The sequence below is a fragment of the Mesorhizobium sp. M1088 genome (assembly GCF_040318575.1).
Classification (GTDB): domain Bacteria; phylum Pseudomonadota; class Alphaproteobacteria; order Rhizobiales; family Rhizobiaceae; genus Mesorhizobium.
This window is the reverse complement of record NZ_JAMYMO010000022.1, coordinates 26,533-47,986: the sequence shown is the minus strand read 5'-3', so window position 1 is coordinate 47,986 and position 21,454 is coordinate 26,533. Positions and strand designations below refer to the sequence as shown.

At 63.4% G+C, this 21,454-nt stretch carries 17 protein-coding genes; 7 read left to right on the top strand and 10 right to left on the bottom strand.

Annotation, left to right across the window (positions count from 1 at the left end; translation table 11 throughout):
* Window positions 1-91: 91 nt before the first annotated feature.
* Window positions 92-331, bottom strand: a complete 240-nt coding sequence (locus NKH49_RS22265) for a hypothetical protein (RefSeq protein WP_352927861.1) — start codon at window positions 329-331, stop codon at window positions 92-94.
* Between the two features lie 457 nt (window positions 332-788).
* On the opposite strand from NKH49_RS22265, the gene NKH49_RS22260 reads away from it, so the two are divergent.
* The 5 genes from NKH49_RS22260 (at window position 789) to NKH49_RS22240 (ending at window position 6,046) form a co-directional block, all read left to right on the top strand.
* Window positions 789-1,913 (top strand): sugar ABC transporter substrate-binding protein, encoded by a 1,125-nt coding sequence (locus NKH49_RS22260; protein WP_352473506.1) that lies wholly within the window; start codon window positions 789-791, stop codon window positions 1,911-1,913.
* Window positions 1,914-1,993: 80 nt separating this feature from the next.
* A complete protein-coding gene (locus tag NKH49_RS22255) occupies window positions 1,994-3,535 on the top strand; it encodes a sugar ABC transporter ATP-binding protein (protein ID WP_352774487.1) in 1,542 nt (513 codons plus the stop codon).
* Window positions 3,532-4,512: an ABC transporter permease gene (locus NKH49_RS22250; RefSeq protein WP_352465245.1), complete on the top strand. Its 981-nt coding sequence runs from the start codon at window positions 3,532-3,534 to the stop codon at window positions 4,510-4,512. The genes NKH49_RS22255 and NKH49_RS22250 overlap by 4 nt, the downstream gene beginning before the upstream one ends.
* A complete protein-coding gene (locus tag NKH49_RS22245; RefSeq protein ID WP_352465244.1) occupies window positions 4,509-5,495 on the top strand; it encodes an ABC transporter permease in 987 nt (328 codons plus the stop codon). The genes NKH49_RS22250 and NKH49_RS22245 overlap by 4 nt, the downstream gene beginning before the upstream one ends.
* A gap of 71 nt (window positions 5,496-5,566) precedes the next feature.
* Window positions 5,567-6,046 carry a gluconokinase gene (locus NKH49_RS22240; protein ID WP_352836419.1) on the top strand — a complete coding sequence of 160 codons (480 nt, stop codon included), beginning with the start codon at window positions 5,567-5,569 and terminating at the stop codon, window positions 6,044-6,046.
* On the opposite strand, the gene NKH49_RS22235 is transcribed toward NKH49_RS22240, so the two are convergent.
* Window positions 6,043-6,492: an RrF2 family transcriptional regulator gene (locus NKH49_RS22235; RefSeq protein WP_006202816.1), complete on the bottom strand. Its 450-nt coding sequence runs from the start codon at window positions 6,490-6,492 to the stop codon at window positions 6,043-6,045. The genes NKH49_RS22240 and NKH49_RS22235 overlap by 4 nt on opposite strands.
* Before the next feature lie 247 nt (window positions 6,493-6,739).
* On the bottom strand, window positions 6,740-7,726 hold the full coding sequence (locus NKH49_RS22230) for a sulfate ABC transporter substrate-binding protein (protein WP_352927857.1): 987 nt from the start codon (window positions 7,724-7,726) through the stop codon (window positions 6,740-6,742).
* 284 nt (window positions 7,727-8,010) lie between these two features.
* On the opposite strand from NKH49_RS22230, the gene NKH49_RS22225 reads away from it, so the two are divergent.
* The gene (locus NKH49_RS22225; RefSeq protein WP_352927918.1) at window positions 8,011-8,283 is read left to right on the top strand and encodes an antitoxin; all 273 of its coding nucleotides are present in this window, start codon (window positions 8,011-8,013) and stop codon (window positions 8,281-8,283) included.
* Window positions 8,283-8,681: a type II toxin-antitoxin system VapC family toxin gene (locus tag NKH49_RS22220; RefSeq protein WP_352771334.1), complete on the top strand. Its 399-nt coding sequence runs from the start codon at window positions 8,283-8,285 to the stop codon at window positions 8,679-8,681. Before NKH49_RS22225 ends, NKH49_RS22220 begins: the two co-directional genes overlap by 1 nt.
* A gap of 14 nt (window positions 8,682-8,695) precedes the next feature.
* On the opposite strand, the gene NKH49_RS22215 is transcribed toward NKH49_RS22220, so the two are convergent.
* The 7 genes from NKH49_RS22215 to NKH49_RS22185 all read right to left on the bottom strand — a co-directional run bounded on the left by NKH49_RS22215 (window position 8,696) and on the right by NKH49_RS22185 (window position 21,375).
* A complete protein-coding gene (locus tag NKH49_RS22215) occupies window positions 8,696-9,736 on the bottom strand; it encodes a sulfate/molybdate ABC transporter ATP-binding protein (protein WP_352465240.1) in 1,041 nt (346 codons plus the stop codon).
* A 131-nt stretch (window positions 9,737-9,867) separates the two neighbouring features.
* Window positions 9,868-10,752, bottom strand: a complete 885-nt coding sequence (gene cysW, locus NKH49_RS22210) for a sulfate ABC transporter permease subunit CysW (RefSeq protein ID WP_352473513.1) — start codon at window positions 10,750-10,752, stop codon at window positions 9,868-9,870.
* Complete coding sequence (gene cysT, locus NKH49_RS22205) at window positions 10,745-11,596, bottom strand: sulfate ABC transporter permease subunit CysT (RefSeq protein ID WP_352771332.1); 852 nt, start codon at window positions 11,594-11,596, stop codon at window positions 10,745-10,747. Before cysT ends, cysW begins: the two co-directional genes overlap by 8 nt.
* Before the next feature lie 18 nt (window positions 11,597-11,614).
* Window positions 11,615-12,643 (bottom strand): sulfate ABC transporter substrate-binding protein, encoded by a 1,029-nt coding sequence (locus NKH49_RS22200; protein WP_352473515.1) that lies wholly within the window; start codon window positions 12,641-12,643, stop codon window positions 11,615-11,617.
* A gap of 218 nt (window positions 12,644-12,861) precedes the next feature.
* Complete coding sequence (locus NKH49_RS22195; protein ID WP_352927854.1) at window positions 12,862-13,593, bottom strand: M15 family metallopeptidase; 732 nt, start codon at window positions 13,591-13,593, stop codon at window positions 12,862-12,864.
* A gap of 9 nt (window positions 13,594-13,602) precedes the next feature.
* Window positions 13,603-15,693 (bottom strand): penicillin-binding protein 1C, encoded by a 2,091-nt coding sequence (pbpC, locus tag NKH49_RS22190; RefSeq protein ID WP_352473518.1) that lies wholly within the window; start codon window positions 15,691-15,693, stop codon window positions 13,603-13,605.
* 201 nt (window positions 15,694-15,894) lie between these two features.
* On the bottom strand, window positions 15,895-21,375 hold the full coding sequence (locus NKH49_RS22185) for an alpha-2-macroglobulin family protein (RefSeq protein WP_352927851.1): 5,481 nt from the start codon (window positions 21,373-21,375) through the stop codon (window positions 15,895-15,897).
* Window positions 21,376-21,454: the final 79 nt, after the last annotated feature.

Below are 21,454 nucleotides of genomic sequence, written 5' to 3'. Positions count from 1 at the left end.
AGCTCGAAAAAAGGGTCCGGCGATCCGGTAGTATTCGAGCACCATCGCGATGCGCCGGAGGTGTTCGAGGAACTGAGTAGGTCTCGGACACCTACGCAGGCCAGGGTCCATGAACATCTGGGCGACTTCCTAAGGGAAAATCCGGAGGCCGAACCGCTTCATTGAGGCGCATAGTTCTCCAGACGGCAAGGTCGTTCTTGGCCCAGTTCTCCACAATCTGGCGGTCTTCATCGGAAAGAAGGAGCGCAAGGCTCGCCAGTACATCGAATACGCCAGCTGAGTAGCCACGGCGGTACATGTGTTCCAGTTTTGGATCAATATGTCCTTCCATCATTGGCTCCCCACATCCAGCGTTGTTCTGCGCAAAGCGACGAAACAGTAATGCGTTTCATAGATGCTGTCGCCGTTTTGGATGCAACGGATCGACGGGTGGCGCAGGTGTCGTCGCGACCTCGGCTTCGAACTCAAGCGGCGTGAAAGCACGGCACGCTGAAGCGCGCTTCAACGCAATGGCGCTTTACACTACGTCATGGTAGCGCTACCAGTTATCGCCGGGCAGTACTTCGCTCAGAGGATGGGGGCTGTTTATTATACATAAGCGACAGCTCATGCTTGTTTATTATGTATAATATGATAGTTTTTGCGGGACTAGCCGGGCAGCAAAGGAGGGGATCGGGTCGGCATTCGGCCACCTGAACGCGCGACGGGTACGGCGGGAGGTGCCGGGCCGGAAAAGCGCAAATTCATCGGCGTAACAACAAACAAAACTGCAACTGGGAGGAATATCGATGATCAAGTCACTCGTTGGCGGTATCGTTGCCGCCACTGCTTTCGTCATGCTGAGCTCGTCGGCGATCGCCGATCCTGAAATCGTCAAGGGGCCATCGGCCGAGCCTGACTGCTTCGCGCCCTGGTCGGCCGATACGCAGTTCTTCAAGTTCCCCAAGAAAGACGGCCCGTACCGCATCGCTCTGGCCAACGGCTATATCGCCAACACATGGCGCATCCAGATGGTGCAGACGGCAAAGGCCTATGCAGCGCAGCCGGACGTCGCGGCCAAGCTCAAGGAATTCAAGGTGGTCTCGACCGGCGAAGACGTGCCGGCCCAGATTTCGGCAATCAACAATTTCATCGATTCCGGCTATGACGCGATTGTCGTCAACGCCCAGAACCCGACCGCATTCGGTCCTGTCATCAAGCGGGCCAAGGAAGCCGGCGTGGTGCTGGTCGCCTTCGACAACATCCTCGACACCAAGGATGCCATCAACGTCAATGTCGACCAGAAAGGTCTTGGCGAATTGTGGGGCAACTGGCTGGTCAAGCACGTGCCGAACGGCGGCAAGGTGCTGGAAGTGCGCGGCGTAGCCGGCACGTCCGTCGATACCGACCGCCATAACGGCATCCACGAGGTTCTCGACGCCTCCGGTAAGAAATGGGATGTCACCGAGGTCGTCGGCAAGTGGGATGACGGCGTTGCGCAAAAGGCTACGGCCGATGCCATCGCCACCAACGGCCCCTTCGACGGCATTACCGGACAGGGCGGCGATACCGGCATCGTGCAGGCGATGATCGATGCCAAGCATCCGTTCGTGCCGTTCGGCGGCGAGACGGAGAACGGCTTCCGCAAATTCTGCGCCAAGTTCGCCGCTGACGGCCTGAAATGCTCGTCGGCCGGCACCGGCCCGGCGCAGGTCGCGGTTGCCATCAAGACGGCGATTGCAGCACTTGAAGGTCAGGTCGTGCCGCAAGCGGTCAAGCTGCCGCTGGCGATCGTCGAGGATCCGAACTTCAAGGCAGGCCAGGACTACTTCCCCGACCAATCCGACAATTTCTTCGTCGGCAATTCCTTCCCGACCTGCGGCATCAATTTCACGGCGCAGGAAATCATGGGCCAGAGCAAGGAAAACCAGTAAACTCCGACAACCCGACGCCGCGGGAGATCCCGCGGCGTCGGCGCTCGACATCCTGATTGCCAAGCGCCTGGGGAGGGCCGATGGACGGTGCGGTTCCGCTCTTCCGCATGGAAGGCATATCCAAGCGCTATGGCGGCGTGCGCGCGCTGGAGAAGGCCGAACTGTCGGTCACTCCAGGCAGCATCCACGCCATTCTCGGCGAGAACGGCGCCGGCAAATCGACGCTGATCAAGGTCATGGCGGGGGTCGTTGCGCCCGACGAGGGCCGCATGATGCTGGACGGAAACGAAGTGAGCTTCGCTTCGCCGGCCGCTGCCAACCAGGCCGGCATCGTCTGCATCTTCCAGGAACTGTCGCTCGTCCCCGAACTCAGCGTTGCCGACAACATCGTCATTTCCGATCCGCCGAAGCGTTTCGGCATGATCGATCGCAAGGCGCAGCGCCGCATCGCCGAACAAGCCCTCGCTCGCGCCGGCGCTTCCGATATCCATCCGCTGGCGCTGGTCAAGGATCTTCCCCTTTCAAGAAGGCAGATGGTCGAGATCGCCAAGGCACTGGCGCGCAAGCCACGCATCCTGATCCTCGACGAGGCGACCTCGGCGCTGACCGCGGCCGACGTCGCCAGAGTTTTCGCCGTGTTGAAGCGGCTGCGTTCGGAAGGGCTGGCGCTGCTCTATATATCGCACCGCATGAACGAGATCGCCGAGTTGGCCGACCAGTGCACGGTGTTCCGCAATGGCCGCAATGTCGCCAGCTACGCGGCCGGTACAAAAAGCGACAACGAGGTCGTCGAACTGATGATCGGGCGCGAATACAGCCACATCTTTCCGCCCAAGCCCGCGCGGGCGGCTGCCGCAGCCACGCCGGTTCTGGAGGCGCGCAGCCTGTCCTGGACGGATCGGCTGCACGATGTCTCGCTATCGGTCGGGGCGGGCGAGGTGGTCGGGCTTGGCGGCCTCGACGGCCAAGGCCAGCGCGAATTGCTGCTCGCCTTCTTCGGTGTGCTGCGTGGCCTGTCGGGCCAGATCCTGATCGACGGCAGGCCGGTGGCGATCGCCAGCCCGGCCGCGGCGCGCGACGACCGGATCGGCATGGCGCTGATCCCGGAGGACCGCAAGACCGAGGGGCTGATGCTGCCGATGACGGTGCGCGAAAACCTCTCATTCGCTGCCCTCGACCGGCTGTCCAGGGCCGGCATCATCGATCGCGCCGCCGAGCAGCGGCTGATCGACGATATGGTGGGTCTCCTGGCGATCAAGACCGCCGGCCTCGACATTCCGGTCGGCGCGCTATCCGGTGGCAACCAGCAGAAGGTCGTCATCGCCAAATGGCTGATGCGGCAGCCGCGCATCATCCTGCTCAACGATCCGACGCGCGGCATCGATGTCGGCACCAAGCAGGAGCTTTACCAGTTGATGCGCAAGCTTGCCGACCAGGGTGCGGCGATCCTCTTCTATTCGACCGACTATGACGAGCTGATCGGCTGCTGCGACCGCGTGCTGGTGCTCTATGACGGCGCGGTCAAGCGCGAACTGGTCGGCGCCGAAATCACCGAGCGGGCGCTGATCGCCAGCGCGCTCAACATTCACGAAGAGATGCCAAAGCAAGGAGCGGACGCGTGAAGGATTGGCGCTACTGGCTTGCCGAACAGCGCGGAACGCTATTGGCGTTCGGCATCTTCGTCGTCATGTTCGTCATCTACACCTCGAACCATCCGGCGGGCTTCACCGCCAACGTCGTGCAGACGGCCTCGAACAAGGGCGTGCTGCTCGCCTTCGTCGCCATGGCGCAAACGCTGGTGGTGATCACCGCCGGCATCGATCTCTCGGTCGGGATGATCTTCACCCTGACCAACTGCCTGGCGTCGTGGCTGGTCGTCGGCACCGGCATCGAGACCGCCGTCGGCGTCATCGCCGTGCTCGGCACCGGGCTGCTGTGCGGGGCAATCAACGGCGCCATCGTCATCTATGGACGCCTGCAGCCGATCGTCGCCACCATCGCCACCGGTGCGGTCTATTTCGGCATTGCGCTGCTGCTTCGGCCGTTTCCGGGCGGCTCGGTCAATGAAGGGCTCGCCGATGCGCTGACCGGGCGCCTGTTTGGTATCGTGCCGGCGAGCCTGGTGGCGCTGCTGGCGGTCGTGCTTGTCGTCTGGGTGCCGTTCAGCCGGTCGGTGCTCGGCCGCGCCGCTTATGCGGCCGGCTCCTCGGAGATGGCGGCCTACATGTCCGGCGTGCCGATCCGGCGTGGAAAGTTCGCCGCCTATGCGCTTGCCGGTCTGCTTGCCGCGATCGGCGGGCTGTTCCTGACGTTCTTCACCTATACCGGTGATGCGGCCTATGCCAGCGGCAACGCCTATACGCTGTTTTCGATTGCCGCGGTCGTGCTTGGCGGCGTGTCGCTGTTCGGCGGCAAGGGCAGCGCCATCGGCGCGATCTTCGGCGCGCTTGCCTTCCGCACCATCGGCGACCTGCTGTTCGTCTTCGATTTCGATCCGCTCTGGCAGCCCCTGTTCCAGGGCGTCATTCTGCTGATCGCGGTCAGCCTCGGCGCCTTCGCCCTGTTTCGGGTCCGCAACCGGCTGGAGTGGTTCCTGTGAGCGAAACGACTGTGAGTGGTCTCGCCGGCCGCATGCCGAAATTCCTCCGCCGCGCCGACCCGGCGGTGCTGACGGCGTTCGCCTGTATCGTGCTGCTGCTGTTCCTCGGCAGCCTCTATTCGCGCAGCTTCCTGTCGCCTGAATACCTTTTGCAGCAGCTCAAGGTGGCGTCGTTTCTCGGCGTCATCGCGACCGGCATGATGCTGGTCATCCTGCTCGGCCAGATCGACCTGTCGGTGCCCTGGTCGGTGGCGGCCGGCGCGATGATGGCCTGTGCCGCGGCCGCATACGGCCCGGTCGGCGTGGCGCTTGCCATTCCGTTCGGCATCTTCTGCGGTGTTCTGATCGGCATCGTCAACGGCATCGGCGTCGCCTATCTGCGCATTCCCTCGATGATCATCACGCTTGCCACCAACGCCGTCGCGCAGGGGCTGATGGTGGTCTATACGGGCGGTTTCTCGCCGCAGGATTCGGCGACCGGTGCGATGCGCTATCTGGCGACCGGCTTTGCCGTTCCTGCCGTGCCCAACGCCGTCCTCATCTGGGCGCTGATCGGCGCCGCAATGGTGTTCGTGCTGACCCGCACCGGCTTCGGCCGCACCGTTTATGGCATCGGCAATCGCGAGCGCGCAGCCTATCTTTCCGGCATCGATACAAGGCGCGTAGTGATGATCGCCTTTGCGGTTTCGGGCGGGCTCTCCGCCTTCGGCGGCGTGCTGTTGGCCGGCTATGCCTCCAAGGCGGCACAGTCGATGGGCGACGCCTATCTGCTGCCGTCGATCGCCGCGGTTGTGCTCGGCGGCACGTCGATCCTCGGTGGGCGCGGCTCCTATCTCGGCACAGTCGCCGGGGTAATCCTGATCACGCTTCTGCAGTCCATTCTCTCTGTCATGCAGATGCCGGAGGCGGGACGGCAGATTATCTACGGCGTCGTCATCGTCGCCATGCTGCTGCTCTATGGCCGCGCGCCGGCAAGCCGCTGACCTGCATGACCGGCAAAGACGTGGCATATAAGCCGCCGAGCACTGTTCGAACGATACCCGCCATCGTGGTGATGGGGGTTGCCGGCTGCGGCAAGTCGGTTGTCGGCGAAGCGCTTGCAGCGGCATTGGGCGCCGTCTTTATCGAAGGCGACAGGCTGCATCCGCCCGAAAACGTCGCGCGCATGGCGAGCGGCCAGCCGCTCACCGACGCGTTGCGCGAAGGCTGGCTCGACGCGATCGGCCAGCGGATGGCCGCGTCGGTCGCAAGCGGACAAGGTGTGGTCGCCGCCTGCTCAGCGCTGAAACGCAGCTATCGTGATCGCCTGCGCGGCTTTTGCGCGGATATCGTTTTCGTTCACCTGGAGATCGACCCGGCAACAGCAAAACAGCGCGTCGGCAATCGCAAGGGTCATTTCATGCCGGCAAGCCTGGTCGACAGCCAGTTCGCCACGCTTGAGGCGCCAGCGGCGGACGAGGCGGCAATGACCCTGGATGGCACGCGTCCGGTCGCCGACACCGTCGCGACCGCCTTGAGCCTGCTCGCGCGCTAGATTTGCGACGTCAGTTCGACCGGGAAATCGTCATTGTCGGCGTCGCGCATGGCCGCGAGGCTGCGGTTGTCCAGCACCTCGGCGATCGCCTGCCGGACCTCCAGCATCATGTGCCGGACCTGGCAGGTCGCCTCGTCGCAATCCTCGCAGCGCTGGTATTGCGTGCGGCTGGCGCAGGGGATCGGCGCCAGCGGCCCGTCGAGGACTCGCACGACATGGCCGATCTTGATCTCGGAAGCCGGCCGGGCAAGGCGGTAACCGCCTTCCTTGCCCTTGCGGCTCTGGACGAAGCCGGCGTTACGCAACTCGCCCAGGATGGCATCCAGGAATTTCTTGGGGATGTTATTGGCGACCGCAATGTCGTTGACGAATGCGAGCTGGCCGACCGGCAGGCCCGACAGATGCACGAGGGCCTTGAGGCCGTATTTGCCTTTTTTGGTAAGCATGCCCCGAGTCAACCCATGAAGCCCCAACCACCTGCGTCTGGCGGCTGTTTGTGTGCAAATCATGACGGTTTGATCACGCGAAGCCGTTCGCGAAAACAAGCCGTCCGTTCTCACGGTAGGCACAAACGCGTTGATTCTTTGTAACGTTTTGGACGGAATGCGCCCGGAAAGTGCCAGAAATCACCTTTCGCGGCGCGAAAGCAAAGAAGCCGGCAAAGCCGGCTTCTGTCAAAGTTGGAACATCGCCTCAGCGGCTGCCATAAGTCTGGTCGAGCAGGCCGCCCGCTGCAAAGTGCTCGGCCTGGACCTTGGCCCAGCCGCCGAAGACCTCCTCCACCGTCAGCAGGCGGACATCGGGAAACTCAGCCTTATATTTGGCAGCGACCGCCGCGTCCCGGGCCCGCAGGCCGTTGCGGGCGGCGATGTCCTGGCCCTCCGGTGTATAGAGGAAGTCGAGATAGGTCTTGGCGAGATCGCGCGTGCCATGCTCGTCTGCAACGGTGTCGACGATCGCCACCGGAAATTCCGCCAACAGGCTGACCGAAGGCGTTACCTGCTCGAACTTGTCCTCGCCATACTCCTTGCGGACGCCGCGCGTTTCCGACTCGAAGGTGATGAGTACGTCGCCGATTTCGCGCTGCACGAAAGTGGTGGTCGCGGCGCGCCCGCCGCTGTCGAACACCGGCACGTTGTTGAACAGCTTTGTCACGAACTCCTTCACCTTGGCATCGTCGCCCTTGAAGGCTTCCTTGGCGTAGGCGGTGGCCGCGAGATAGGTGTAACGCGCATTGCCCGATGTTTTCGGATTAGGGAAGATCACCTGGACGTCGTCGCGCACGAGATCGTTCCAATCCTTGATGTGCTTCGGATTGCCGGCGCGCACCAGGAAGGAGGGCAGCGAATAGAAAGGCGAGGCGTTGTCGGGAAAGTCCTTCTGCCAGTCGGCGGAGATGAGGCCCTTCTTGACCAGGAAGTCGATGTCGATGACCTGGTTGAACGTGACCACGTCGGCGCCGAGGCCTTCGGCGATGGCGCGTGCTTGTGCCGAGGTTCCGGCATGCGACTGATCGATGGTGACGCCGGGGTGGTCGGCGACGAACGCCTTGTTGACCTGCGCAAACAGTTCGCGCCCGACATCATAGGAAGCATTGAGCAATTTGTCGGCCGACCAGGCTTGGGAGGATGCGAGGAAGAGGCCGGCCAACGTGGCGATGCCAAGCAAAAATCGCTTCATGAAAACAGGCTCCAATGCCATGAGCTTAATGCCGGACCATAGCGGCAAGGCATCGTGCGCGACGAGGCACGCAGAGCGGCCGCTCCACGTTGTCGATAGAAGAAATATTCCCGCTGTGGGCGATTTCTGGTTTTTTCTTTCAAGCAGAGTCTCAGGACAGCTTGGCAGCGGCGCCGATGCCGTCGGCGTGCACGATGGTTCCCGGCCGGCCAACGCGGTGCAAGGCGATTGCATCGCCGCCCTGTCTGGCATATACAAATAGTATATGCAAGGGAGCTGTTGTCATGTCTCAACACCGCCATTCAACAACCCCGCCGAAGGAGGCGAAGCTGTTTCGTAACAATCGCAGCCAGGCGGTGCGCATTCCTGTCGAGTTCGAACTTCCCGGCGAAAAGGTCTTGATCAGCCGTGAAGGCGACCGCCTGATCATCGAGCCGGTCCGCAAACCTGGTCTCACCGCACTGCTCGCGCAATGGGCGAAAGAGCCGCCGCCCGGTGCCGAGGAAGACTTTCCCGAAGTCAAGGATATGCCTGTCAAATCCGAGGAATTTTTTTGATGCGGTTCATGCTGGACACGAACATTGTCAGCGACATGATCCGAAATCCGGCCGGGAAAGCCGCAAGCGCTGTCCTGCGCGTGGGAGACGCCGCCGTGTGTACCAGCATCGTGGTCGCGTCGGAACTGCGATATGGCTGCGTCAAGAAAAGATCAGCCAAGTTGCACAAGAAGGTCGAGGAATTGCTGGCTGAGATTCCCGTCTTGCCGCTCGATGTGCCGGTGGATGCCGAGTACGGCGCGATTCGCGCAGAACTGGAAGGCAGGGGCCAGACCATCGGCCAGAATGACCTTTTTATTGCTGCCCACGCCCGTGCGCTTGGAACTACCCTGGTGACCGCCAACACCGGGGAGTTCAACCGGATCAAAGGCCTGAAGGTCGAGAACTGGCTGGTGTAGCGCCTGATAGAGGATCAAGCAGCCGGAAAAAGCTTCCAGCGCCGCGGCCTGAAAGCCACGCGACTTTTCTGCGCCGCCGGATGATCGACGGGCAATTCGATCTCGACCCGCTGACGTTCGCCGCCGATTTCGAGCTCGACCCGCCTGGTGCCGGCGACGCGGCGGCTGGCGGCGACCGTGCCGGCGATGCAGCCGTTGCATTCTTCCACCAGATCGACATCGTGCGGGCGGAAGAACAGCGTCGCTTCGCCTTGCGGTGCGTGCGGCGCGGAAAGCCCGATCGGCCGGTCGGCGATCCAGACCTGGCCGTCCTCGACCTTGACCGGAAGCGAACTCGATTCGCCGATGAAGCCGTAGACGAAGGGAGAGTTCGGCGTGTCGTAGATCTCGTCGGCGGTGCCGACCTGCTCGATGCGGCCCTGGCTCATCACCACGACACGGTCGGCAAGCTCCAGCGCCTCTTCCTGGTCATGGGTGACGAAGACCGTGGTGTGGCCGGTGGCGTCGTGGATGTCGCGCAGCCAGCGGCGCAGTTCGCGGCGCACCTGCGCATCGAGCGCGCCGAACGGCTCGTCGAGCAAAAGCACGGCCGGTTCGATCGCCATGGCGCGGGCCAGCGCCACGCGCTGGCGCTGGCCGCCCGAAAGCTGTGCCGGATAGCGTTTTTCCAGACCGGAAAGCTGAACGAGGTTGAGGAGTTCCGAGGCGCGGCGTCGGATTTCCTTCGCCGACGGGCGTGACGGCCCGTGCCGGACCTTGAGTCCGAAGCCGATATTGTCGGCGACCGTCATATGGCGAAACAGCGCGTAGTGCTGGAAGACGAAGCCGACATTGCGCTCCTGAATCGACTTTTGGGAGGCATCCTCTTCGCCGAAGAAGATCTTTCCGCGGGTCGGCCGCTCCAATCCGGCAATCAGCCTGAGCAGCGTCGTCTTGCCGGAACCGGACGGTCCCAGCAGGGCGATCAGTTCTCCCGACTTGATGTCGAGCGAAACGTCGTGGAGGGCCGGAAACCGCTCAAACTCCTTGCGCACGTTGGCAACGCGAACTTCCATGCAAATCCCTTTTGTAGTTGATGCATGCCGTTATCCCAAAACCGGTTCCCACTTTTGGGCGACATCAAATCTTTGTTTTATGCATGTCGTTGTCCAAAAACCGCTACACACTTTTGGGCGACATGCATTTGTCAGTGTCCGCGCGTCGCGGCGATCTCGGCGCCGTAGCGCATCTCGAGAAGTGTTTTCAAGACCAGCGTGACGAGCGCCAGGCCGGCAAGCAGCGAAGCGACGGCAAAGGCGGCGGCGGCATTGTACTCGTTATAAAGGATTTCGACATGCAGCGGCATGGTGTTGGTCAGCCCGCGTATGTGGCCCGACACGACCGAGACGGCGCCGAACTCACCCATCGCGCGGGCATTGCACAACAGCACGCCGTAGAGCAATCCCCATTTGACGTTGGGCAACGTCACGTACCAGAACGCCTGCCAGCCATTGGCTCCAAGCGACAGGGCAGCCTCCTCGTCGCCATTGCCTTGTTCCTGCATCAGCGGGATCAATTCGCGGGCGACGAAGGGGAAGGTGACGAAGACGGTGGCCAGCACGATGCCCGGCACGGCAAACAGGATAACGATGCCATGTGCTTTCAGCCAGGCGCCGAGCAGGCCTTGCGCGCCGAACAAGAGCACGTAGACAAGCCCCGAAATGACCGGCGAGACGGAAAAGGGCAGGTCGATGAGTGTGGTCAGGAACGCCTTGCCCTTGAACTCGAACTTGGCGATCGCCCAGGCGGCGGAAATGCCGAAGACGATGTTGAGCGGCACTGAGATCGCCGCGACCAGAAGCGTCAGGCGGATCGCTGAGCGCGTATCCGGTTCGCCTAGCGCCTGTGTGTAGGCTTCGATGCCCTTGGCGAAAGCTTCCTTGAAGACGATGATCAGCGGCAAGAGCAGGAAGATGGCGAGGAACGCAAACGTTACCGCCATCAGCACGGCTTGCGCAGGGCGGCTTTCGGTTACCGCCGCCGAGCGGCTTTCGTGGTGCGGCGCGTAGGATTTGATCTCCGGGTCAGCCATAGCGCTTGCGGCTCCAGGTCTGCACCAGGTTGATGACCAGCAGCATCACGAAGGACAGCGCCAGCATGATCGCCGCGATCGCGGTCGCCGCGGCATAATTATATTCCTCGAGCCGGATGACGATCAGAAGCGGTGCGATCTCGGATTTGTAGGGCAGGTTGCCGGCGATGAAGATAACCGAGCCGTACTCGCCGACGCCGCGCGCGAAGGCCAGCGCGAAACCGGTGACGATGGCCGGTGCCAGTCCGGGAAGCAGAACACGGCTGATGATCTGGAAGCGATTGGCGCCGAGCGTGGCGGCCACTTCCTCTACCTCTTTGTCGATTTCCTCCATGATCGGCTGCACAGTGCGCACGACGAAGGGCAGCCCGATGAAGATCAGCGCGATGACGATGCCGAGCGGCGTATACGCGACCTTGATGCCGAGCGGCGTCAGCAGGCTTCCGATCCAGCCATTCGGTGCGTAAAGCGTGGTCAAAGCGATGCCGGCAACCGCCGTCGGCAGCGCGAAGGGCAGGTCGACCATGGCATCGGCGATGCGGCGGCCTGGAAAGCTGTAGCGCACCAGCACCCACGCGACGATCGTGCCGAAGACGACGTTGACGGCGGCGGCAATGAAGGCGGTGCCGAAGCTGATTTCAAGCGCGTTGATGGTGCGGCGGTCGGTGACGATCGCCCAGAAGTCGGTCCAGCCGAGCGCCGCCGAGCGCCAGATCAGCCCGGACAGGGGAATGAGGATGATGAGGGTGAGGTAGGCAAGCGAGAAGCCGAGCGTCAATCCGAAACCCGGAATGACGCTCGGCTGCCTGAATCGCCACCCCGCCTTGGCGGGTGCTGTGGTCATGTCGTCCTGATCTAAATGCTACTGGGCCGGCTTGTAGATCTGGTCGAATATACCACCATCGCCGAAATGATAAGGCTGTGCTTTCTTCCAGCCGCCAAAAAGCGGGTCGTCGATGGTGACCAGCTTGATCTCGGGCAGCTTGGCCAAGTCCTCCGCCGGCACCAGTTCGGGCTTCGAAGGGCGATAATGGTTTTTGGCGATGAGCGTCTGGCCTTCCTTGGAATAGAGGTAGCTCAGATAGGCTTCGGCAACTTTGCGCGTGCCTTTGGCGTCGACATTGGCGTCGACCACGGCGACCGGCGGCTCGGCCAGGATCGAGGTCGGCGGGTAGACGATATCGAAATTGTCGGCGCCGAACTCGTCAAGCGCCAGATAGGCCTCGTTTTCCCAGGCGAGCAGCACGTCGCCCAGTCCTTTTTGCGCGAAGGTCACGGTGGCGCCGCGCGCACCGGTGTCGAGAACCGGGACATGCGCATAGAGATTGCCGACGAATTCCTTGGTCTTGGCCTCGTCGCCGCCATCCTTGGCGCTGGCATAGGCCCAGGCGGCAAGATAGTTCCAGCGCGCGCCGCCGGAGGTTTTCGGATTGGGCGTGATCACCTGGACATCGTCCTTGACCAGATCGCCCCAATCATGAATGCCCTTGGGGTTTCCCTTGCGGACGAGGAAGATGATCGTCGAGGTGTAGGGCGCCGAATTGTTTTCGAATTTCGTCCGCCAGTCGGGATTGATCTTCTTCGTTTTCGAGACAATGGCGTTGATGTCGCCTTCGAGCGCCAGCGTCACCACGTCGGCGTCGAGCCCGTCGATCACGGCGCGCGCCTGGGCGCCGGATCCGCCATGCGACTGCTGGACGGTGACGGTCTCGCCTGTCTCGGCCTTCCAGTGGGCGACAAAGGCCTCATCGAATTGCTTGTAGAGCTCACGCGTCGGGTCATAGGACACGTTGAGAATGGTGGTGTCGGCAAACGCGAAACCGAGCGTGCCGAACTGGACAGATGTGGCGACCAGTGCGCCGAGCAGTTTCCTGAAATGAGGTTTGGTCATTTCCGCCTCCGTTGAACTCGCGCCAATCTACCGAATTGATAGAATTTAGATGCATTCAATGTTGCCTTTTTTGGCCTATTGAAGCAATTTTTCGCCCAGTTTCGGCGATGCGAGAAACTATTTTCCCCGCATGGACCATGATTGCGATCCCGACGCGATTATCTAGAGACGGCTAGCTCTTCGGCAATGGCTGCGTCGCGCCCGAAGGTTGCGGCCGGCTATTCGGCGGTAACGGGAAAGTTGAAGCGCTCTTTTGGAAACGGCTCGTTCTCCAGCGTGAAGTGCCACCATTCGCGGGCGTAATTCTTGAAGCCGCGGGCACGCATCGCCTCGACAAGTCTTTTGCGGTTAGCCGCCGCTTCACTGGCTATCGGTCGGTGAGCCGTTTCGCTCGCTGGATCGAAACAGTCGAAACCCGTGCCGAAATCGAGCGTGTCGGCATCGGTCGCGCCACAGGCCGGTTTCGGAGCGCTCTTGCGGTCGGCTCGCGCGATCGCGACATCGACCGTCGATCCGCGCGAATGGGTGGACAGTTCGCCGATATAGCCCTTGGCGATGAGATCCTTGCGCTTGACCTTTGGGTACCATTGCGCGTCCGGTGGCCCACTCGTTTTTGTCCAGTCACCCATGTCGGAGACAGCCCGCGCAGGGCGATAGCAGTCGAACACGACCAGCGTCAGTCCTTCGGCGGCAATCGCTTTCTGCACTGCCGAAAGCGCTTGCGCCGCTTGCCTGGTGAGGATGCATACCGGCGCATCGTAGCCGCTTACCTTGCGATGCAGGAAATTCTCGAGGCCGGCATAGCGGATATCCTGCCGGATATTGGGATCGATGTCGGCTAGCCGAACAAAGCCGGCGGGGAGGGTGTCAGCAAAGGCCGAGGAAATACCGGCGCCCGAAAGCAAGACGTAAAACCCAATCCCCTGAATCGCCTGCCGGAAGTTATTCAAGGGAAACTTTCACTCGACGAAAACCTTCACACTGGCCGCGCGTCCCGCCGCGTCGATCACGGTCAGGGTCGAATAGCCGGCGCCGTCCGGCTGCCAGGTCGCGGTGCGCCGCCGGTCGATGCCGACCAGCGGCTTGCCGTTGGCCAGCCAGCGGAATGGTGCGCGGCCGCCTTGCAGCTTGAGCACCAGCGGCGAGGCGTCGGCCGAGGAAGTGCCGAGATCGACGCGAGCGCCGTCGGGCGGAAAGATGATGGTTGGCGCAGGTTCGGTCGGCGTCGCCTGCACCAGCCCATCGGTGCCGGCGCCGAAGCGCGTCAGCGTCACCGGCAGCTCCTCGCGTTTCGGACGCCGGACGCCGGACGGCTGGCTCGGCAGTGGTACGGCGGCCAGGCCGGAACGGACAAAACCTTCGAACAGGATGGGCGCAGCCGAGACATAGCCGGACAGGCCGGGCACCGCACCGGCGTCGGGGCGGCCGACCCAGACGCCGAGCACGTAGCGGCCGTCGAAGCCGACCGACCAGGCGTCGCGATAGCCGTAGGAGGTGCCGGTCTTGTAGGCGATGCCGCGTTGGGCGGCACCCTGGGGAGGCTTGACGCCTGACAGGATGTCGGTGATCTGCCAGGTCGCCTGCCCGTCGAGGATGGTGGTGGTCGAGCGTTCGGCATTCGCCGGCTCGGTGCCGTCATGCAGCGTGTGTGCCTTGCCGCCATTGGCAAGACCGGCATAGAGTTGGACCAGGTCGCGCAGGGTCACCCCGACGCCGCCGAGGCCGATCGCCAGGCCGGGCGCTTCGTTGACGGGCAGGATAGGGGTCACATCGGCCTGGCGAAAGCGTGCCATCAGCCGGGCCGGGCCGACCGCGTCGAGCACGCGGATCGCCGGCACGTTGAGCGACAATTGCAGCGCCTGCCTGATGCTGACATCGCCTTGATAGCCCATGTCGAAGTTCTTCGGCCGATACCCGGAGAAATCGGCTGGGCTGTCCTCGATCAGCATCTCCTGCGCCACCAGGCCTTGTTCGAAGGCGAGGCCGTAGATGAACGGCTTCAGCGTCGAGCCAGGCGAGCGAACGACCTTGGTCATGTCGATCCAGCCCGAACGGCTGGCATCGAAGAAATCGGCAGAGCCGACCTCACCAAGAATATCGCCGGTACGGGCATCGGCCAGTACCATGGCCACCGAGAGGCGAGGGCCGAGCCTGGCGGCCGCATCCTTGGCCACCTGCTCCAGCCCTTCCTGGACACTCTTGCGGATCGTCAGTTGCAGCTTCTGGCCGGGAATGGCCTTGGACAGCATCGTATAGGCCGCATGGGCAGCGAGCGCCGGCAAGGTCCGCCGCAGCCCCGACACATCGTCGAGCGCGGCACGCGCGGCCTCACGTTCGCCGAGCAGGCCTGCCGAGACCATGCGGGTCAGCACGCGGTCGCGGGCAGCATGGGCGACGTCGAGGTTGCGGTCAGGGCGCCGCTTTTCCGGCAATTGCGGCAAAGCGACGAGCAGGGCCGCCTCCGAGACCGTCAGCCGTTTCGGCTCCTTGCCGAAATAGGCAAGCGAAGCGGCGCGCACACCTTCGAGATTGCCGCCATAGGGCGCCAGCGTCAGATAGCGTTCGAGGATCTCGCGCTTGGAAAGCCGCCGTTCGATCTGGAGGGCGCGCAGCATCTGCTTGATCTTCGAGCCGAGGCTGCGGCTGTCGCGCGGTTCGATCAGCCGGGCGAGTTGCATCGGCAGCGTCGAACCACCGGAGACGATATGGCCGCTGGCCGCGAACTGGCCGGCGGCACGCGCCAGTGCCAGCACGTCGACGCCTTGATGATCCCAGAAACGCTTGTCCTCATAGGTGACCAGCATGTCGACGAACTGCTTGTCGACCTGGTCCAGGCTGGTAGCGAGCCGCCAGTAGCCATCCGGCGTAGCGAAGGCGCGCAGCAGCTGGCCGTCTCGGTCCTGCACCTCGGTCGAGACCGTCAAAGCAGCCGGCAGCGGCGGCGGAAATGCGCGGTCGAGCTGCCAGAGGCCGAAGGCGGTGATTGCCGCGAGACCGGCCAAGGAAATGCCCGTGATGGCCGCTCGGCGCAGGAATTTTCTGGAGAGCATGGCGCCGCCCCTCATCCGCCTGCCGGCACCTTCTCCCCGTTTAGTGACGGGGAGAAGGGGGCTGTCGCGACCCTTGGCGCCTTTTCTGCGACGTTAAAGTTCGGCGAAAACTTCGGCGCATGGCTCTTTCTCCCCGTCTCTATACGGGGAGAAATGCCCGGCAGGGCAATGAGGGGCAGCGCCACCGCCATATTCCTATCCTTACGGCGCCTTGACCTCCATCATGCCGGTGGCGGTGCGGGCCGAATATTGCGGCCGGTACATGTCCTCGATCGTTGCCGCCGGGTGGGCATAGGTGCCCGGCGTCACCGCGCGCACGACGTAGGCGAGCGTGATGTTGCGGTCGCCGTCGCCGTCGTTGGGATTGAAAGCCGCGACGAAACGGTCGTCGCGGAATTCGAGATGAGCGGCATCGGTCTGCGCCAGCCAGGAGAAGTTCGTCAATTGGGCGCTGGAGACCAGGCCCGGATTGTCGATCTCGAAGCCGGCCGGCAACAGGTCGGTGATCAGCAGTCGCGAAGGCCAGGTGTTCTGCTCGTAAACCTTGAGCACGACGACATAGCGTTCGTTCTGCTTGACCTCCGTCACGTTGGCCTCTGTGCCGTCTAGCTTGTAGTAGGTACGGCTGATGGTAAAGCCGTTGCCGCCGGCCGGCAGAGGCTGGATCGGCGAGGCCACGGTGGTGACGACCGCCTGCAGCGGATTTCTGCCGGTGTTGACGATGGTCAGCGGACTGTCGGCCAGGTCGCCACCGGCGATCTGGTCCGCATAGCCGCCGGCATGCGGTGCGCCGTTGACGGTCAGTGCGATCGAATCATTGCCGGCCTTCAGCGCGCGGGCCGCAAGCAGCATCCAGGACTCGTCCTGTGTGCTGGTCCACCTGGCGTCGGCGCGTTCCCTGGTCACTAGTTGGATCAGCGCCGGCACGATGGTCGGCACCGGCTTGCTTTCCGCGGCAAGCGCCAGGATCGCCGCGCCGTCGCGCAGCGGCGAGCCATAGTCGGACCGGTAATAGTCATATTCGGGCGTCGACTTGGCCAGTTGCAGCGCGGCCTGGAAGGTTGCCTCCGAGCGCTGGGTGTCACCGTAGAGCGCGAGAGACGCCGCCAATTGGGCGACGGCCATCGGGCTGGTAAAGGCTTCGAGCTGGGTGTCGGCATAATAACGCAGATCGCCGACCGAGGCCTTCTTGTTGCGGGCAAGCACATAGAGCGCATAGGCGATCTCGCTGCCGCGATCCTGGACGTCCTGATCGTAGCCGATCGCGTTCTGCAGATTGCTCAGCGCCTGGTTCATCGCCAAAGCCGGCACGTCGTATTTCTGCTCGCGCGCCCGGGTCAGGAAATCGGTGACATAGGCGTCGAGCCACAGATCGCCGGAACCCGGACCCCACAGGCCGAAGCTGCCGGCCGATGCCTGGTAGCTCAGCACCTTGTAGATAGCGTCCTGGACGCGGCCATGCAGATCGGGGTCGCTGGCCATGCCGATGCCGGAAGCCATCTCGTTGACGTAGAGAAGCGGCATGGCGCGGCTGGTGGTCTGTTCGGCGCAACCATAGGGATAGCGGTCGAGCGTCATCAGCAGCGACGGTACATCGAAGGCAGCCGCCTGCGAAACGCCGACGCTGACCGAAGCGCCATCGAGCAGGCTTGCCGCCAGCAGTTCCTTGTCGACGCGCAGCGCGCCGCCATTGCCCTTGAGGTCGACGACCATGCGGGTGGTCACCGGCAGTTGCGCTGGGCGCACCGGCACATAGAGCGTCTGCTCGACAGCGGTGCCGTCGGCATGCGCAAGCTTGATGGTGATCGAGGCGTTGCCCGCGGTCCGCGCAATCAACGGCACGGTCAGCGTCTGCCGCTTGCCTTTGGCCAGCGTCAGCTTTTCAGGCAAGGCGGCACTGCCGGTAGACAGGTCGCCCGTCGTGTCGATGGTCAGCTTGTAGTCGCCAGCAGGGCCGTCGGTGTCGGCGACATCGAGCCGCATGACGGCGGAATCGCCGGGCGCCAGGAATCGCGGCAGGCCGGCGGTGATCACCACCGGATCGCGAACGATGACGTCGGACTGGGCATGGCCGACTGCTTCCTTTGTCCAGGCGACGGCCATGACGCGCACGGTGCCGTTGAACTGCGGTATGTCGAAGTCGATCCGCGCCTTGCCGTCGGAGTCGAGCTGGACCGGGCCGGAGAAGAAGGCGACCAGCTTTTCGGTCGGCGGACTGCCTTGCGATTGCATGTTGGCGCCGTCGCCGCCGGTGCGCAGCTTACCGGTTGTGCCCAGCGAGCCGTCGATCAGCCGGCCATAGATGTCGCGAACCTCGAGACCGAGCATGCGCTGGCCAAAGAACCAGTTCTCCGGATCCGGTACCTTGTAGTTGGTCAGGTTGAGGATGCCGACGTCGACGGCCGCGACCATGACATAGGCGTTGGTGCCGGGCTGCACGCCTGCTACGGCCACCGGGATCGACAGCTGCTGGCGCGGCATGGTCTTGTCCGGCGGCGCCAAGCTGACGGCAAGCTTCCGCGAGCCGGGATCGAGCTTCAGCCATTTGACGCCGATGGCGCGCGCCGGCATACGCGTCTCTTGCGCATCGCCCGGCCTGAACAGCGTTGCCGTGACGTAGGCGCCGGCACCCCAGTCGTCGCCGACCGGGATGTCGACGGTGCTGCCGCCGGCCGGCACGCTGGCGGTGACGGTCTTCAGGAGCTTGTCGGCGCCGATGGTGACGAGCAGCTCGCCGGCAAAGTGCGGCGACACTTTGAGCTTGGCCACTTCACCCGCCGCATAGGTATCCTTGTCGAGGGCGATCTCTAGGCCGTCGGGCGTTTCGGTGGTGGTGGAACTGACATACCAGCCGGCGTCGAACTCGTAGCTGGTGGCCGGGCCTTCCGGATCCGCTGTCTCGATCTCGAGCCGGTAGCGGCCCCAGTCGACCGGCAGCGACACCGTCGCCTCGCCATCGGCGCTCAGGTCGACCTGGCCGTTGGCCACCGCCTTGGTGAAGGTGACCGGCTCATAGTTCCAGGAGTTGCTCGAGCGGTACCACTGGTAGCTGCGCTCGACCTTGACCAGCGACCACTGCGCGCCCTTCAGCGCCTCACGCTTGCCGTCTGGGTCGACAGCGATCAGGCTGAACTTGGCCGTGCCGCCTTGCGGCACCTCGTCGTCGTCGAAATCCGGGCGGATGCCGATCATGTGGCCCTGCGGGCGGATGCCGATATTCAGCGAGCGCTCGACGGCACGGCCGCCGGTTTCACGCATCCTGACAGTGACCTTTGCATCGACCAGCTTGGTGGTGGATGGCAATTGATCGACGGAGACCGGGAAGGTCGCCTTGCCGTGCTCGCCGACCACCGGCAGGCCGGTGAAGGGCGTCACAGTCGGTTCAGCCGACTGTTCGTCGGCCAGACCGAAGGAATAGCCTTTGAAGCGGTCCCAATCGCTGGCGGTCGACAGCGTCAATTCGCCTTCGAGCGCGAGGCCCGCGGCCGGCGCGCCGTAGAGAAAGCGGCCGTCGACGGTAATGTTGGCGGTCTCGCCCTGGGCGATCTCCTGCTTGTCGGAGGACAGGTCGAACTCGATGCGGTCCGGTACGAAGTCCTCGACCAGGAACATCTGGCTGGCGACCGCCGCCTGCTTGGGATCGGTATGGATCGCCACCGTCCAGGTGCCGCGCATGGCGTTGGGTTCCAGCGGCAGGTCGACTGCGTGACCGCCGGCCGATGCGCCATCGCTGACGATGCGGCGGTCCTCGACGCCGTCGGGCCGCGAAAAGATGAAGGTCAGCGGCAGGTTCTCGACCGCCTTGGCGGCACTGTCGCGGGCAAGGGCCGCGACATGGACATCTTCGCCGGCGCGGTAGATGCCGCGCTCGGTCCAGGCATAGACGTCGAGCGCGCCAGGTGCCGGCCGTCCGGCGACGCCACGGTCGGACAGGTCGAAGCCGGCGCGGCCCATATCGAGGAAGACGAAATCGTCGTCGCCCTGTTTGGCCATCAGCACGGCCGGCGCCATGCCGCTGTCGCCGCGCGTCAGGCCGGGATTGAACACCGCCCGCCCTTCCGCGTCGGTGGTCGCGGTGCCGAGGATTTCATTGTTCCTGGCCAGCAGCGTCAGCTCGGCGCCGGCGATCGGCTTGGCGGTTGCGAGCGAACGGGCAAAGACGTTCAGCCCATCCTGTCCGGTATAGGTCGACAGGCCGATATCGGAGACGACGAACCATTGCGTGGCGTGCGAATCATAGTCGTCGCTGCGATCGTCGACGGCTTGTGCGGTCAGCACATAGACGCCGGGCTTGCGCTTCGGCAAAGCCTCGTCGATTGGGAAGGAGGTGGTGACTTCCTTGTTGAGGTCGTTGGCGATGTCGAGCTGGCCTTGCCAGACCGGCTCGCCCATCTGTTCGGAGATGTTCGAAATGTCGTAGCCGTCAAGCTGGCGCAGGAACTGATATCCCGACAGAAGCTGGGCCAGCGAGCGGTCGCCGATGCGGAAGAGCTTCATTTCGGCGGCATTCATGTTGACGGTGACGACCGGTATGCCGCGGCGTGCGCCGGCGGGCAGCACGAAGCTGTCGCCGGTGAAGCGGGCCGAAGGCGCGCGGTCCTGCACGTAGATCGACAGAACCACCGGTGCCGCGGTGACTTCGCCAATGGCGGCCGGCAAGCCGGCGCGGAAGGTCACGTCGTAATGTTGGCCGTGCTCGAGTCCTTCGACGCAGATCTGCTTGTCCTTGGCTTCGACGCCCTTGGGAGCGGCGTTGTCGACAGTAACGAACTGCGAGTAGTCGACGCCGGTCTTGACCAGTTCCTCGGAGAACTGCGCGCAGATGCGTGGCGCGCTGGTGTCGGCATCGACGGTATGATCGATGACGCGGAAGCCCTTGCGAGCCTTGAGATCCTGATAGGCGGCCCTGACTGCCGGCGAATTGACGAGAGCGAGGCTCGCCTCGTAGGCCTGCAGAGCCGGCCTGTAGAGATCGCGGCGATCAAGGCCGTCCCCGAGCAGCGCCAGCACGTCGGCGCGCGTCTTGGTGGTGCGCAGCAATTTGTAGGCGTTGAAGGCGGCGGAAGTGGCGTTCGCCGGCAGGGTCGACGGCTCCGAGCTGTTGGCGGTCGGATGGACGGCAAGCGTTTCGCGCGCCAGCTCGAGCCAGAGCTGGCCATCATCCGGCAGCACCGAAACCGCCGCTTCGTATTTGTGCATGGCCGAGCGATGGTCGCCCGTCAGCGCCGACCGTTCGGCGGCGGCCCTCAGCGCCGTCAGCCCCTCGGTCGGCTTGGTGTAGGTCGGGCCAGTGAGGTTGTTGCGGTATTGCTGGGCCTGGTCGTCCATCCAGTTGGGGAAGAAGGCGAGTTCGGGTGGCGCGCCGATGTCGGGATCGCCATCGATGTTGACAACCTTGCCGGCGACGGCGCCACCGAAGGGTTTCAACGAATTGTAATCGGATTTAAGGAAGCACCATTTGGCCTTGAGGTTGTAGGTGAAGGCGCGGCAGGCCGGGTCGCCGAGGCAGGTGGTCTTGCACTGGTCGAGGCTGACATTCTGGTCGGATCTGAGATCGAAACCGAAATAGTCGGAATTGTCCGATGTCACCACCCGCCGGGCTTCGGCCGCTTGCGCGACACCGCTCCAGGCAAAAAAGAGAAGGAAAAGAATCGATAGACCACGAGCCGCGCGCATTGCCATAAACCCCTCCAGACAAGTGCTTACGTCCAGAAATCTTCAAGCTTCAGTCGCGCTTGTCAACATCGGGACGCGGCAGGAT

What these genes read in the sequence shown, in the direction of transcription:
- NKH49_RS22265 (WP_352927861.1), bottom strand. Translation starts at nt 331, where the DNA reads ATGGAAGGACATATTGATCCAAAACTGGAACACATGTACCGCCGTGGC.
- NKH49_RS22260 (WP_352473506.1), top strand. Translation starts at nt 789, where the DNA reads ATGATCAAGTCACTCGTTGGCGGTATCGTTGCCGCCACTGCTTTCGTC.
- NKH49_RS22255 (WP_352774487.1), top strand. Translation starts at nt 1,994, where the DNA reads ATGGACGGTGCGGTTCCGCTCTTCCGCATGGAAGGCATATCCAAGCGC.
- NKH49_RS22240 (WP_352836419.1), top strand. Translation starts at nt 5,567, where the DNA reads ATGGGGGTTGCCGGCTGCGGCAAGTCGGTTGTCGGCGAAGCGCTTGCA.
- NKH49_RS22235 (WP_006202816.1), bottom strand. Translation starts at nt 6,492, where the DNA reads ATGCTTACCAAAAAAGGCAAATACGGCCTCAAGGCCCTCGTGCATCTG.
- NKH49_RS22230 (WP_352927857.1), bottom strand. Translation starts at nt 7,726, where the DNA reads ATGAAGCGATTTTTGCTTGGCATCGCCACGTTGGCCGGCCTCTTCCTC.
- NKH49_RS22225 (WP_352927918.1), top strand. Translation starts at nt 8,011, where the DNA reads ATGTCTCAACACCGCCATTCAACAACCCCGCCGAAGGAGGCGAAGCTG.
- NKH49_RS22220 (WP_352771334.1), top strand. Translation starts at nt 8,283, where the DNA reads ATGCGGTTCATGCTGGACACGAACATTGTCAGCGACATGATCCGAAAT.
- NKH49_RS22215 (WP_352465240.1), bottom strand. Translation starts at nt 9,736, where the DNA reads ATGGAAGTTCGCGTTGCCAACGTGCGCAAGGAGTTTGAGCGGTTTCCG.
- cysW (WP_352473513.1), bottom strand. Translation starts at nt 10,752, where the DNA reads ATGGCTGACCCGGAGATCAAATCCTACGCGCCGCACCACGAAAGCCGC.
- cysT (WP_352771332.1), bottom strand. Translation starts at nt 11,596, where the DNA reads ATGACCACAGCACCCGCCAAGGCGGGGTGGCGATTCAGGCAGCCGAGC.
- NKH49_RS22200 (WP_352473515.1), bottom strand. Translation starts at nt 12,643, where the DNA reads ATGACCAAACCTCATTTCAGGAAACTGCTCGGCGCACTGGTCGCCACA.
- pbpC (WP_352473518.1), bottom strand. Translation starts at nt 15,693, where the DNA reads ATGCTCTCCAGAAAATTCCTGCGCCGAGCGGCCATCACGGGCATTTCC.
- NKH49_RS22185 (WP_352927851.1), bottom strand. Translation starts at nt 21,375, where the DNA reads ATGGCAATGCGCGCGGCTCGTGGTCTATCGATTCTTTTCCTTCTCTTT.